At 65.7% G+C, this 12,630-nt stretch carries 14 protein-coding genes; 5 read left to right on the forward strand and 9 right to left on the reverse strand.

Annotation, left to right across the window (positions count from 1 at the left end):
• Positions 1 to 195: 195 nt before the first annotated feature.
• Both F3J43_RS06220 and F3J43_RS06225 read right to left on the reverse strand, forming a co-directional pair.
• Positions 196 to 690 (reverse strand): SprT family zinc-dependent metalloprotease, encoded by a 495-nt coding sequence (locus tag F3J43_RS06220; RefSeq protein ID WP_166883940.1) that lies wholly within the window; start codon positions 688 to 690, stop codon positions 196 to 198.
• Positions 691 to 807: 117 nt separating this feature from the next.
• Entirely contained in the window at positions 808 to 1,404 is a 597-nt protein-coding gene (locus F3J43_RS06225; protein WP_353618209.1) for a Yip1 family protein, read from the reverse strand.
• A gap of 266 nt (positions 1,405 to 1,670) precedes the next feature.
• Between F3J43_RS06225 and ttcA the strand changes: the two genes are divergently transcribed.
• A complete protein-coding gene (gene ttcA / locus F3J43_RS06230; protein ID WP_166883942.1) occupies positions 1,671 to 2,495 on the forward strand; it encodes a tRNA 2-thiocytidine(32) synthetase TtcA in 825 nt (274 codons plus the stop codon).
• A gap of 4 nt (positions 2,496 to 2,499) precedes the next feature.
• The gene (locus F3J43_RS06235; protein WP_166883943.1) at positions 2,500 to 3,171 is read left to right on the forward strand and encodes a DNA-3-methyladenine glycosylase I; all 672 of its coding nucleotides are present in this window, start codon (positions 2,500 to 2,502) and stop codon (positions 3,169 to 3,171) included.
• 32 nt (positions 3,172 to 3,203) lie between these two features.
• Here F3J43_RS06235 and F3J43_RS06240 read toward each other — a convergent pair whose 3' ends face one another.
• Genes F3J43_RS06240 through arsC form a run of 3 tightly spaced genes read right to left on the reverse strand, consistent with a single transcriptional unit; the run spans position 3,204 to position 4,565 of the window.
• On the reverse strand, positions 3,204 to 3,617 hold the full coding sequence (locus F3J43_RS06240) for a DUF2069 domain-containing protein (RefSeq protein ID WP_166883944.1): 414 nt from the start codon (positions 3,615 to 3,617) through the stop codon (positions 3,204 to 3,206).
• Positions 3,610 to 4,215 carry an NAD(P)H:quinone oxidoreductase gene (gene wrbA / locus F3J43_RS06245; protein ID WP_166883945.1) on the reverse strand — a complete coding sequence of 202 codons (606 nt, stop codon included), beginning with the start codon at positions 4,213 to 4,215 and terminating at the stop codon, positions 3,610 to 3,612. Before wrbA ends, F3J43_RS06240 begins: the two co-directional genes overlap by 8 nt.
• A complete protein-coding gene (gene arsC / locus F3J43_RS06250; RefSeq protein ID WP_166883946.1) occupies positions 4,212 to 4,565 on the reverse strand; it encodes an arsenate reductase (glutaredoxin) in 354 nt (117 codons plus the stop codon). Before arsC ends, wrbA begins: the two co-directional genes overlap by 4 nt.
• Before the next feature lie 86 nt (positions 4,566 to 4,651).
• Between arsC and F3J43_RS06255 the strand changes: the two genes are divergently transcribed.
• Positions 4,652 to 5,116, forward strand: coding sequence for a TlpA family protein disulfide reductase (locus tag F3J43_RS06255; RefSeq protein ID WP_166883947.1), 465 nt, complete (start codon positions 4,652 to 4,654; stop codon positions 5,114 to 5,116).
• Positions 5,117 to 5,234: 118 nt separating this feature from the next.
• On the opposite strand, the gene F3J43_RS06260 is transcribed toward F3J43_RS06255, so the two are convergent.
• The 4 genes from F3J43_RS06260 to F3J43_RS06275 form a co-directional block, all read right to left on the reverse strand.
• Positions 5,235 to 5,639, reverse strand: coding sequence for an META domain-containing protein (locus F3J43_RS06260; RefSeq protein ID WP_166883948.1), 405 nt, complete (start codon positions 5,637 to 5,639; stop codon positions 5,235 to 5,237).
• Positions 5,640 to 6,074, reverse strand: a complete 435-nt coding sequence (locus F3J43_RS06265) for a hypothetical protein (protein ID WP_166883949.1) — start codon at positions 6,072 to 6,074, stop codon at positions 5,640 to 5,642. It abuts the gene before it with no gap.
• Between the two features lie 30 nt (positions 6,075 to 6,104).
• Positions 6,105 to 7,094 (reverse strand): 2-hydroxyacid dehydrogenase, encoded by a 990-nt coding sequence (locus tag F3J43_RS06270; RefSeq protein WP_166883950.1) that lies wholly within the window; start codon positions 7,092 to 7,094, stop codon positions 6,105 to 6,107.
• Positions 7,095 to 7,252: 158 nt separating this feature from the next.
• Positions 7,253 to 10,009 carry a response regulator gene (locus F3J43_RS06275; protein ID WP_166883951.1) on the reverse strand — a complete coding sequence of 919 codons (2,757 nt, stop codon included), beginning with the start codon at positions 10,007 to 10,009 and terminating at the stop codon, positions 7,253 to 7,255.
• 233 nt (positions 10,010 to 10,242) lie between these two features.
• On the opposite strand from F3J43_RS06275, the gene F3J43_RS06280 reads away from it, so the two are divergent.
• Together F3J43_RS06280 and F3J43_RS06285 are read left to right on the forward strand one after the other, a co-directional pair.
• Positions 10,243 to 10,959, forward strand: a complete 717-nt coding sequence (locus F3J43_RS06280; RefSeq protein WP_166883952.1) for a response regulator transcription factor — start codon at positions 10,243 to 10,245, stop codon at positions 10,957 to 10,959.
• A 3-nt stretch (positions 10,960 to 10,962) separates the two neighbouring features.
• Complete coding sequence (locus F3J43_RS06285) at positions 10,963 to 12,342, forward strand: HAMP domain-containing sensor histidine kinase (RefSeq protein WP_166883953.1); 1,380 nt, start codon at positions 10,963 to 10,965, stop codon at positions 12,340 to 12,342.
• Positions 12,343 to 12,630: the final 288 nt, after the last annotated feature.

Raw genomic sequence — 12,630 nt, forward strand, 5'->3', positions numbered from 1 at the left:
GCAGCGGCGCAGTATATCTTGCCTCATCGACGACCTGATCGTTGGTTCCCGAGAGTAGTTAAGCAACGACCAGCAAAATATCCGACCCGAAAATGAAAATGCCAGTCAGCTTAACTGACTGGCATTAACCTGCGGGTCGCCTTTTTTGTGTCTTGTCGAGCGTGTCTGGCGGCAGGCCGTTCCTGCGCGCCAACCTCACTCGACCCGGGTCTCGCCGCTGTACACCAGGATTTCCCGGCAGCGCCGGCACAGGTAGCGTCGGCCCTGGCGCACCAGCTTGTGGCGCTGCGCGGTGAACGGGAAGTCGCTCTGCGGGCAGGGGCAGCGATAGATGTAGCGCGTGGCCACGCGCCGCTGCACGGCATAGTTGTGGCAGCGGTTCGGCGGCAGTTCGTAGACGCCGCGCATGATCAGTTGCCATTCCTCGCCATGGGCCTGGATGCGGTCGCCGAACAACTGGTGGGCAACCAGGTGGGCGACCTCGTGGGCCACCGTCTGGCGCAGGAAGTCGTCCTGGTTCTCGCGATACAGTTGCAGGTTGAAGCGCAGCAGGTTTTCGTGCAGGTGGGCGACGCCGGCCTTCTGGCCGCGCAGCTTGAAGCTGACTTGCGGGCGCGGGAAGGTGCGCTTGAAGAAGGTTTCGGCTTGCTGGTAACAGGTTTCGACGCGTTGTCTGAGCAGCTCGGGCATGGCGGGGTGGTTCTCCTGGCCCGGCATTATGCCGCAAGCACCGGGAGCCTGCCGAGCCGTCGGTCAGCGCCGCAACGAAACGACGAGGGGCTGCTTGGCAGCCCCTTGAAACACCAGTCAGTTGGTATACACCGGCCCCACGCCCAGCCCCCAGATGATCACCGTGGCGGCCATGATCGCCACCAGCACCACCAGGCCCACCGCCAGCACCGAGCTGGAGAACAGGAAGCCTTCGTCGGACGGGATGTTCATGAAGGTCGGCAAGCCGACATACAGCAGGTACACCGTGTAGCAGATCGCTGCCGTGCCGATCACCATGCCCAGCCACAGGTGCGGGTACAGCGCCGCCAGTCCGCCGACGAACAGCGGCGTGGCGGTGTAGGTGGCGAAGGCGATGCACTGCGCCATGCTCGGGGTGGCGTCGTAGGTGCGTGCCATCCAGTGGATGAAGGCGCCCATCACCGCCACGCCGGCGAGCATCGCCAGGTACGACATGATGCTCATCCAGATCGCGCTTTCCATGGTCAGCATCACTGCCGGCCGGTCGCCGATCACCCAGCCTACCTGGGTGGTGCCGATGAACGCCGAGATGGCGGGGATCGCCGCCAGGATCAGCGTGTGCGTCAGGTACATGTGGCTGATGGATTCTTCTTCGCCACGGATCTCGCGCCATTCCTGGTCGGGATGGGTGAACAGCCCCACAACGTGATGGATCATGCCGGTCTCTCCTATGGTCGTTGCCAAGCGCCCCCAGAGTGGAACGCCAGCGGCCCGAGGCCAGGACACCAATGCAAGCGGTAATGTGGCCTTATGTCGCAGTATAGGAAGCCGTACCTGGCAGAAAACCGGCTTTTTAGAGCAAATTGCGCTGTCAGGGAAACTGCTGATTCCCTTGAAGTCTTTATCGGAATCTCCTACTGCCTCGCGCGGTTTGTGGGTAAAATAGCCGGCTTTTGTCACACCTCGCGGATCCAAGCGCTATGGGCACCCTCTCGGTCAACCAGAACAAACTGCAAAAACGCCTGCGTCGTCTCGCCGGCGAAGCCATCACCGACTACAACATGATCGAGGATGGCGACAAGGTCATGGTCTGCCTGTCCGGCGGCAAGGACAGCTACACCATGCTCGACGTTCTGTTGCACCTGCAGAAGGTGGCGCCGATCAAGTTCGAGATCGTCGCGGTGAACATGGACCAGAAACAACCTGGCTTCCCCGAGCACGTGCTGCCGGCCTACCTCAAGGAACTGGGCGTCGAGTACCACATCGTCGAGAAGGACACCTACTCGGTGGTCAAGGAGCTGGTGCCCGAGGGCAAGACCACTTGCTCGCTGTGCTCGCGCCTGCGCCGTGGCACCCTGTACACCTTCGCCGACGAGATCGGCGCGACCAAGATGGCCCTGGGGCATCACCGCGACGACATCGTCGAGACCTTCTTCCTCAACATGTTCTTCAACGGCGCGCTCAAGGGCATGCCACCGAAGCTGCGCGCCGACGATGGCCGCAACGTGGTGATCCGTCCGCTGGCCTACTGCAGCGAGAAGGACATCCAGGCCTACTCGGACATGAAGGAATTCCCGATCATTCCGTGCAACCTGTGTGGTTCCCAGGAAAACCTGCAGCGCCAGGTGGTCAAGGACATGCTGGTCGAGTGGGAGCGCAAGCACCCGGGCCGCACCGAGAGCATCTTCCGTGCCCTGCAGAACGTTGCCCCGTCGCAGTTGGCCGACCGCAACCTGTTCGACTTCACCAGCCTGAAGATCGACGAGAGCGCTACCCCGCGCTTCCTCGACGTGCTGAACATCTGACCCCGTGCGCGATTATCAGTGGCTGTACGAGTACTGCCTGAACCGCTTCGGTTCGGCCCAGGCGCTCGAGGCCTTCCTGCCGCAGCCGCGCACCCCGGCGCAACTGCGCGAGATTCCCGACGACCGCTACCTGTCGACCCTGGCCCTGCGCGTGTTCCGCGCCGGGCTCAAGCACAGCCTGGTGGATGCCAAGTGGCCGGCGTTCGAGCAGGTGTTCTTCGGTTTCGATCCCGAGAAAGTGGTGCTGATGAGTGCCGAGCACCTGGAGCGCTTGATGCAGGACGAGCGCATCATCCGCCACCTGGGCAAGCTCAAGAGCGTGCCGCGCAACGCGCAGATGGTGCTGGACGTAGCCCGGGAGAAGGGCAGTTTCGGCGCGTTCATCGCCGACTGGCCAGAGACCGATATCGTCGGTTTGTGGAAGTACCTGGCCAAGCATGGCAACCAGCTTGGCGGCTTATCGGCGCCGCGCTTCCTGCGCATGGTCGGCAAGGATACGTTCATTCCGACCGATGACATGACGGCCGCGTTGATCGCGCAAAAGGTGATCGACAAGGCGCCGACCAGCCAGCGCGACCAGGCTCTGGTACAGCAGGCGTTCAACCAGTGGCATGCCGAGAGCGGGCGACCGCTGTGCCAGTTGTCGGTGATGCTGGCGCATACCGTCAACCATTGAGATTGCCGGGGCTGCCAAGCAGCCCCCGCTATTCAGCGCCCTTCGCCCGCCATGCGCCGGTCGAACTGGAAGCGCCAGCGCACGAACAGCAACCCGCTGACGAACAACCCCAGGCTCACCAGCACCTCGATCCAGCCGAACAGCGCCCGTGCCGGGTCGAACGCCGCCAGCACACCCTTGATGAAGTAGATGTTCACCACGAAGCAGGTCCAGGCATGCGCCCGGGCACTGCCCAGCAGCATGCCCGGCAGCAGCAGCAGCAGGGGGATCAGCTCGATGGCCAGGATCACCTCGACCCGTGCGCCATGCAGGTCGGCGAACCCCAGGTTGTTGACCACCAGCAGGGCGATCAGGCCGAAGAAGCAGGCCAGGCTCAGGGCGCGGGTGAAACGTACCCGTGGCGCGAGCCATTCGAGAGGCGGCAGGATCCTGGGCTTCTTAGCCACGCTGGTCCCCCAGGGCCTTGGCGGTGTTCGCCAGGCGTTGTCCCAGGGCCCGGCACAGGGCGATCTCGTGTTGGTCCAGTTCACGCTTGCCGTCGGCGCCGGCATGGTGGCTGGCACCATACGGCGTGCCGCCGCCGCGGGTCTCGAGCAGCGCCGACTCGCTGTAGGGCAGGCCGGTGACCAGCATGCCGTGGTGCATCAGCGGTAGCAGCATCGACAGCAGGGTGGTCTCTTGACCGCCGTGCAGGCTGGCGGTGGAGGTGAACACCGCCGCTGGCTTGCCTACCAGTTCGCCGCCCAGCCACAGGCTGCTGGTGCCGTCGAGGAAGTACTTGAGCGGCGCGGCCATGTTGCCGAAGCGGGTCGGGCTGCCCAGGGCCAGGCCTGCGCAGTGGCGCAGGTCGTCGAGGGTGGCGTACAGCGCGCCGCTGGCCGGGATGTCCGGGGCCACGGCTTCGCACTCGGTGGAAATCGCCGGCACGGTACGCAGGCGGGCCTCCAGGCCGGCCATCTCGACGCCGCGGGCGATATGCCGGGCCATCTCGCTGGTCGAGCCGTGGCGGCTGTAATACAGCACCAGGATGTAGGGCTCGTTCACGGCAGGATCTCCAGCACCTTCTCTGGCGGACGGCCAATCACCGCCTTGTCGCCGGCCACCAGGATCGGCCGTTCGATCAGCTTGGGGTGCTGGACCATGGCGTCGATCAGTTGGGCGTCGGTCAGGGCCGGGTTGGCCAGCTCGAGTGTCTTGTACTCGTCCTCGCCGCTGCGCAGCAACTGGCGCGGGGCGATACCCAGCTTGCCGAGCAGGCGCTCGAGGGTGGCGGCGTCCGGCGGGGTCTCGAGGTAGCGCACGATGGTCGGTGCCAGGCCGCGTGCCTCGAGCAGTTCCAGGGCGCCGCGGGATTTCGAGCAGCGCGGGTTATGATAGAGGGTCAGTTCGGTCATGGCGGGTCGCATCCAGCTGGGTGTGGCGGGTATTCTAACCGCAGCGACCGACTTCAATGCTTGAAAACTTCGAGAAGGATTGACCCATGGCAAGGCGTTTGGCAGCTGCACTGGCCATCACCGCGAGCCTGCTGCTCGGCGGCTGCGGTGCGGACTACGGCGTGGACCAGCACGGCAACACGGTGAAGGCCGAACAGATTGACGGGCACTGGCTGGTGCTCAATTACTGGGCCGAATGGTGCGGTCCGTGCCGGACCGAAATCCCCGAGCTCAATGCCGCGGCCAAGCAGTGGGAGGCCGAGGGCATCAAGGTGGTGGGCGTCAACTTCGACGGCCTGCAAGGGGCAGACCTGAAGGCTGCGGCCGATACGCTGGGCATCGGTTTCATCGTGCTGGCGCAGGATCCGGCCGAGCACTACGAGCTGCCACGCAGCGAGGCGTTGCCGGTGACCTACATCATCGATGACAAGGGCAAGGTGCGCGAGCAGTTGCTGGGCGAGCAGACGCTGGAAGGACTGCAGGCGAAGATCAAGGCGCTGAAAGGCGCTTGATGCTCGGGGGCCGTGCGCCGGCCCTTTCGCGACACAAGGCCGCTCCTGCAGGAGATCGCATTTCCCTGTAGGAGCGACCTTGTGTCGCGCAAGGGCTGCAAGGCAGCCCCGGCTGTCTTCAGCCTTCCTCAGGCCAGAAGCGCAGCGGCTTGCCTTCGGCCGGCCAGAAGCGGATCTGCTCGATCGGCGACACGTCCCAACGCTGCACGGTTTCCAGTGCTTGCAGGAAACGTTTCTCCTGGTCCATCAAGGCTGGTGCGCAGAGCTTGCGGGTCTTGCCGACCTTGCCGAAGCTCAGGCGCTCGCCGTCGAGGGTATACGGCGCGAACCAGTGGTTGCAGCCTGCGTTGCCGTAGGCGCGGCCATCGTTGGCCAGGGTCAGGGTCAGGTGGCTGTAGTCGATCAGCGGTCGTTCGCCGATCCACTCCAGCACATAGCTCTGCTCCTGTTGCAGCGGCGAAGGCTGCGCGGCGCAGCCCATCAGGCCGGTGGCGATCAGCACGCCGGTCAGCAGCGTCTTCACTTACGCACGCTCCCGGCACTGCGGGCACAGGTGCTTGTCGCCCTGGCTGGTCCAGCCCAGTTCCTGGATGCGCGCGCTGGCGGCCGGCGCCTGGCCCTTCTTGCCCAGCTTGGCATCGTTGGCGAACTCGAAGTCCAGCACGGCGTCGCAGTTGTCGCACTTGACCTGCCACTGGAGGATCTCCAGTTCGTTGAACACCGGGCCCTGGGCCACGGCGACCCACTGCCCGTGCGGGTTGATCAGGTGGCGCACGGTCTCCACGGTCAGGCGCATGGACAGGTCCTTGCTGCCCTTGAGGGTGACCAGCAGGACATCGCCTTTCTGGATCGAGCCGCCGTTGCCGGTGACCTGGTAGCGGCCCGGCACCAGTGCGCGGCATTCGATCAGGGTGTGTTGCGGATTGAATAGGGTGTAGCGGAAATCGTGTTCGACCATGGGTCCTCCAAATTGCCGCGTATCCTAGCACTAACCCGTGACCAGATTCTGCGGATTGCCTGCCGCCCAGCGGCTGATGTTGTCCAGCGTGGTGGCGGCGATGGCGTCCAGCGCCTCGCGGGTGAGGAACGCCTGGTGAGCGGTGACGATCACGTTGGGGAAGGTCAGCAGGCGCGCCAGCACGTCGTCCTGCAGCGGCTGGTCGGAACGGTCCTCGAAGAACAACTGCGCCTCTTCCTCGTAGACATCCAGCCCCAGGTAGCCGAGCTGGCCGCTCTTGAGCGCGTCGATCAGCGCCGGGGTGTCGACCAGCGCGCCGCGCCCGGTGTTGATCAGCATGGCGCCGGGTTGCATCTGCGCCAGGCTGGTGGCGTTGACCAGGTGCCGGGTGTATTCGGTTAGCGGGCAGTGCAGGCTGACGATCCGCGCCTCGCGCAGCAAGTCGGGCAATTCCAGGTAGCGGGCGCCGAGGGCGATCAGCTCTGGGTTGGGGCAGGGGTCATAGGCCAGCAACCGGCAGCCGAAGCCGGCCATGATACGGGCGAAGGCCATGCCGATCTGGCCGGTGCCGACCACCCCGACCGTCTTGCCGTGCAGGTCGAAGCCGGTCAGCCCATGCAGGGTGAAGTCGCCCTCGCGGGTGCGGTTGTAGGCCCGGTGCAGGCGTCGGTTGAGCGCGAGGATCAATGCCACGGCGTGCTCGGCGACGGCGTGGGGCGAATAGGCCGGCACGCGGGTCACCGCCAGGCCCAGGCGCTGGGCGGCGGCCAGGTCGACATGGTTGTAGCCGGCCGAGCGCAGGGCGATCAGGCGCGTGCCGCCGGCGGCCAGGCGCTCGAGTACCGTGGCGTCGAGTTCGTCGTTGATGAACGCGCAGACCACCTCGAAGCCATTGGCCAGGGCGGCGGTGTCGAGGGTCAGGCGGGTGGGCTGGTAGTGCAGCTCCAGGGCACTGTCCTGGGCGGCGCGGGCGAAGCTTTCCTGGTCGTAGTGCTGGCTGCTGAACAACAGGGCGCGCATGGTGGGCTCCTTGGGGGCGGTGCGATCAGTCTAGGTCGTCGCTGCTGGCGGGGGCTTGACCTGCGCTAACGCTATTGTGGGATGCCGGGCTTTGTGGGCACAGGGGCATGGGAGCAGGCTTGCCCCGCGATGGCGAGGCTTGCTTGCTGACGAGGTGATCAGGCGCTCTGGCGCGCTTGTTCGGCCAGCCGGTCGATGGCTGCGTCCAGTTCGTCGAGGGCGTGCAGCGCCTGCGGGTTGTCCTGCTTGAGCAGGGTTTCGCTGCGCTGGCAGGCCGCGCGCAACTGCGGTACCCCGCAATAGCGTGAAGCGCCGTTGAGGCGATGCACGCGCTCGATCAGCGCCGAGCGGTCATCGGCCTCCCGGGCGGCGCGGATGGCCTCGCGATCAGCCGCCAACGAGGCCAGCAGCATCGACAGCATATCCGCCGCCAGGTCCGCCTTGCCGGCGGCCAGGCGCAGGCCTTCCTCCGGATCGAGCACCTTCAGCGCGTTGTTCTCGGGCGCAGGCTCGGGGCTGCGCTCTGGTTGCGACGAACCCAGGCTCAGGCCGGTCCACTTCATCACCACCTGGGCCAGCTGGCGCTCGCTGATCGGCTTGGTCAGGTAGTCGTCCATGCCACTGTGCAGCAGGGCGCGCTTCTCGTTGGCCATGGCATGGGCGGTCAGGGCGACGATCGGCAGTGGCTGGCCGCTCTGGCTGCTCTCCCAGCGGCGAATCTGTTCGGTGCAGGCACGGCCATCCATGCCAGGCATCTGCACGTCCATCAGCACCAGGTCGAACGGTTCGTCCTGCACGGCCTGTACTGCCGCATAGCCGTTGTCTACCGCCAGCACCTCGGCACCCATGCCCTCGAGCAGGGTCTGCACCAGCAGCAGGTTGGCCGGGTTGTCGTCGACGCAGAGAATCTTCGGCACGCGCTGGCCATTGGCGTTGCGCGGCTCGCTCAAGGGACGGCGTGGCTGCACCAGCTCGAGCAGCAGGCGACGCAGTTTGCGGGTGCAGGTGGGCTTGGCCAGCAACTGGCTGTGAGCGTTGGGCAGGCACGGGTGGTAGAGCGGTTGTTCGGTGGTCGGACAGAGCACCACGCACTGGCAGCCGAGGCGTTCGAACTGTTGGTGGTACTCGCCGAGTTGCTCGGGCGTCAGGCTGCCCAGGTTGACGCCGACCACGGCAAACTCGAATGGCTGTCCGGCCAGGGCCGCGGCCTGCACACCTTGGAGCAACTGGTCGTAGGAGGAGAACAGGCTGACCGACAGGCCGCAATCCTCGAGCTGGTGCTCGAGGGCCTGGCGAGCCAGGTCGTGGCCGTCGACGATGGCCACGCGGCGCCCATGCAGTACCTGGGCTGGCTGCTCCTCGGCGTCATCATGGGCCTTGGGCAGGTTGAGGCTGATCCAGAACTGCGAGCCTTCCCCAGGAGTGCTGTCGACGCCGATCTCGCCGCCCATCTGCTCGATCAGGCGCTTGGAGATCACCAGTCCCAGGCCGGTCCCGCCGGGCTGGCGCGACAGCGAGTTATCGGCCTGGCTGAAGGCCTGGAACAAGGTGCGCACGTCTTGCGGCGAAAGACCGATACCGGTGTCCTGCACGCTGATCCGCAACTGGACGCTGTCTTCCTGTTCGTCCTCGAGCATGGCGCGCACGACGATGGTGCCTTCCCGGGTGAACTTGATGGCGTTGCTCACCAGGTTGGTGAGGATCTGCTTGAGTCGCAGAGGGTCGCCGACCAGCGACAGCGGGGTGTCGCGGTAGACCAGGCTGAGCAGCTCGAGCTGCTTGGCATGGGCGGCCGGCGCAAGGATGGTCAGGGTGTCCTGGATCAGGTCGCGCAGGTTGAACGGGATGCTGTCGAGCACCAGCTTGCCGGCTTCGATCTTGGAGAAGTCGAGGATCTCGTTGATGATCCCCAGCAAGTTGTCGGCGGACTTCTCGATGGTGCCGAGGTAGTCGAGCTGGCGCGGGGTGAGTTCGCTCTTCTGCAGCAGGTGGGTGAAACCGAGGATACCGTTGAGCGGGGTGCGGATCTCGTGGCTCATGTTGGCCAGGAACTCGGACTTGATGCGGCTGGCCTCCAGGGCCTCCTTGCGTGCCATGTCCAGCTCGATGTTCTGGATCTCGATGGTTTCCAGGTTCTGGCGCACATCCTCGGTGGCCTGGTCGATGCTGTGCTGCAGCTCTTCGTGGGCGCTGTGCAGGGTCTCGGCCATGCGGTTGATGCCCGAGGCCAGTTCGTCCAGCTCGTGGCTGCCCATGGCTGGCAGGCGCTCGTCGAGGTGGCCGTCCTTGAGCTGGTTGACCGTGTGCTTGATGCGGTTGATCGGGTCGTTGATGGTGCGGCTCATGCGCAGCGCCAGCAGGGCGGTCAGGCTCAGGCAGCAGAGGATCAGCAGCAGGCTGGTGAACAGGTTGCGGTAGCCGCGCAGCAGGGTGCCGTCATGGGACAGCTCGATCTCGACCCAGCCCAGCAGGCGCTCGGCTTCGGCGGGCACGGCATCGGTGGCGAGGTCGCGATGGTGGCCGAACACTGGCATCAGGTAGCGAGTGGCGTCGTTGCCGGTGCGTTGCAGCAACTGGGTGCCGGTACCTCCGCTGGGCGCCTGGTTGAGCATGCTCGGACCGGCATGGGCCAGGCGTGCACGATCAGCGCCGAGGAAGGCGACGGCGCGTACGTCCGATTGTTCCAGGGCCTGGGCGGCAATGCGCTCCAGCTGTGCCGGAGACTGGCGAGCCAGTGCCGGTGCGGCCAAGGGGGCCAACTGCTCGGCGATCATCTTGCCGCGTTGCATCAGTTGCGTGCGCAGTTCGTTCTGCTGCAACCAGGTGAAATAGCTTCCCAGCACCAGGGCCATCAGGCTGGCCGGCAGCAAGGCCAGCAACAGCACGCGGCTGCGGATTCCCAAACGATCGAGCACACCTGTCTCCTGTCATGTGCCAACGCGCAGTCGCGCTCCAGCGGGAACGTTACTCCGCGAGTGCGGGCAATGCACTCATTTGTATCTGTTTTTGCAAGCGGCGAGGGCGACACGGCAGGCGCCGGCTCGCACCAGCGGTGCGCGCGGTCGCTGCGACATCGGTCGTATCCTGGTTGCCTTGCCCGGAGCGCTTGCACAATAATCGCGCAACTGAGAATTGATGGCAGTTGCCAATGAATCCTGAAGCTATTCACGCCTCGAGCATCCTCGCCATCGAGGACGACCCGGTGCTCGGTGCTTATCTGCACGAAGAGCTGCAGCGCGGCGGTTTCCAGGTGACCTGGTGCCGCAATGGCCTGGAGGGATTGGAGGTCGCAGGCCGGCAGGTCTTCGACCTGGTGTTGATGGATATCCTGCTACCCGGCCTCAATGGCCTGGACGCCCTGACGCGGCTGCGTAGCCACAGCGCCACGCCAGTGATCCTGATGTCGGCCCTGGGCGCCGAGGCGGATCGGATCAGTGGCTTCCAGCGCGGCGCCGATGATTACCTGCCCAAGCCGTTCAGTGTCGCCGAACTGAAGGTGCGCATCGAGGCGATCCTGCGTCGGGTGGCGCTCGAGCGTTGTCGCCAGGCGCCGCGCGAGGATGCGTGCGGTGGCCTGCGCTTCGACGAGACGAGCAGCGACGTGTGCCTGGATGGCCGCTGGGCGGGGCTGACACCCAGCGAGTTCCGCCTGTTCGACACTCTCTATCGCAGCCAGGACGAAGTCCTGAGCAAGCCCTTCCTTTACCAGCAGGTACTGCAGCGTGGCTATTCGCGCCACGACCGCAGCCTGGACATGCATGTCAGCCAGATCCGCCGCAAGCTCAAGGCCATCGGCTACCACGAGCGGCAGGTGCGCACGGTCTGGGGCAAGGGGTATGTGTTCGGCGCGGGCGAGGCTGACTGACGCATGCTCGACCGCCATTCGCTGTTCTGGAAGCTGGCCATCCTGCTGGTGGGGTTCTGCCTGCTGATGATCGGCCTGAGCTACACCTGGGGCCGGCACATGGATACCCGCAATGCCTTTATCGCCGAACCGGCCCGGCAGGTGCTGCGTGGTTATGCCACCGAGGCCGAGCAAGCCTGGCGCAGCGGTGGGCGCGAGGGGGTCGATCGCTGGCTGGCCGGGATGCGCCAGCGCGAGCCTGGCTGGATCAATGTGCTCGATGGCGAGCTGCAACCGCTGGGCACTGGCGAGCTCGGCGCCGAGGCGCTCCAGCACCTGACGCGTTTGCGTGGGGTCGACTGGCCGATGAGTCTGCGCAGTGTCGGCCAGCCCTGGTTGCGCCTGCCGTTCCCGCAGGCGCCCGAGCAGGGCATGCTGGTGATCGAGCTGCCCGAGCGCTTCAATCCGGGCGAGTATCGGTTGCTCTGGCGAGTGGTGATCAACGGCATCATCCCCGGGCTGTTCACCCTGTTGCTGTGCGTGGGCCTCTACCGGATGCTCATCGTGCCCCTGAACCAGTTGCGCGAACAAGCCAATGCCTGGCGTGCCGACCAGCTTTCGGCGCGCCTGGACCCGCACACCACCCGGCGCCGGGACGAGCTCGGCGAGCTGGCGCGGGCGTTCGACCAGATGGCCGAGCGTCTGCAGGGCACGGTGGCGTTGCAGCAACAGCTGCTGCGCGATCTATCCCATGAAATGCGCACGCCGCTCAGCCGCTTGCGGGTGGCCTGCGATGGTGAGTCCGATCTGCCGCGCCTGCGCGAGCGCCTGCACCGTGAGGTCGACGGCATGCAGCAACTGGTCGAGGACACCCTGCAACTGGCCTGGCAGGACGCCGAGCGTGGGCCGACGAGCCTTGAACCGATCCAGTTGCCGGTGCTCTGGGACATGCTCAGCGAGAACGCCTGCTACGAGAGCGGTTGGCCGACGTGGCGGTTGCACTGCGAGCTGCCGGCTGGCTGCGTGGTGCAGGGCAATCTCAACGACCTGGCCCAGGCGCTGGAGAACGTGTTGCGCAATGCCATCCGTCATTCCCCAGGCGATGGTGTGGTGCGCCTGAACGGGCGGCGCGAGGGCGGTTATTGGCGCATCGACCTGGAGGATGAGGGGGCGGGTGTGGCCGAGGAGGACCTGGAGAGGATCTTCGCGCCGTTCTCGCGGCTCGATGGCTCGCGACCGGGAGACGGAGGTTTCGGTCTGGGCTTGAGCATTGCCCGCAGCGCCATACAGCGTCAGGGCGGGCGGGTCTGGGCAGAGAACGGCGAGCGGGGCCTGCGGGTGTGCATGCGCCTGGTGGCCTGTGAGTCGCCGGTTGGGGCCGCTGCGCAGCCCATCGCCGGCTGACGCCAGCTCCCACAGGCAGGCAGTGCCTTCAGGCTGACGCCAGCTCCCACAGGCAGGCAGTGCCTTCAGGCTGACGCCAGCTCCCACAGGCAGGCAGTGCCTTCAGGCTGACGTCAGCTCCCACAGGCAGGCAGTGCCTTCAGGCTGACGCCAGCTCTCACAGGCCGACCGGTACCTCTTCAGGCTGACGCAGACTCTGTGGGAGCCGGCGTCAGCCGGCGATGGGCTGCGCAGCAGCCCTTGGCACGGATTCCCAGCATTTGTCAGACATCGCTTATAGCCATCCGC

Source organism: Pantoea sp. Cy-639, from assembly GCF_011752525.1.
Lineage (GTDB): Bacteria > Pseudomonadota > Gammaproteobacteria > Pseudomonadales > Pseudomonadaceae > Aquipseudomonas.

Excerpts from the sequence above, each read along its gene's own strand:
- F3J43_RS06220 (WP_166883940.1), bottom strand. The coding sequence starts at position 690 with ATGCCCGAGCTGCTCAGACAACGCGTCGAAACCTGTTACCAGCAAGCC.
- ttcA (WP_166883942.1), top strand. The coding sequence starts at position 1,671 with ATGGGCACCCTCTCGGTCAACCAGAACAAACTGCAAAAACGCCTGCGT.
- arsC (WP_166883946.1), bottom strand. The coding sequence starts at position 4,565 with ATGACCGAACTGACCCTCTATCATAACCCGCGCTGCTCGAAATCCCGC.
- F3J43_RS06255 (WP_166883947.1), top strand. The coding sequence starts at position 4,652 with ATGGCAAGGCGTTTGGCAGCTGCACTGGCCATCACCGCGAGCCTGCTG.
- F3J43_RS06265 (WP_166883949.1), bottom strand. The coding sequence starts at position 6,074 with ATGGTCGAACACGATTTCCGCTACACCCTATTCAATCCGCAACACACC.
- F3J43_RS06270 (WP_166883950.1), bottom strand. The coding sequence starts at position 7,094 with ATGCGCGCCCTGTTGTTCAGCAGCCAGCACTACGACCAGGAAAGCTTC.
- F3J43_RS06280 (WP_166883952.1), top strand. The coding sequence starts at position 10,243 with ATGAATCCTGAAGCTATTCACGCCTCGAGCATCCTCGCCATCGAGGAC.
- F3J43_RS06285 (WP_166883953.1), top strand. The coding sequence starts at position 10,963 with ATGCTCGACCGCCATTCGCTGTTCTGGAAGCTGGCCATCCTGCTGGTG.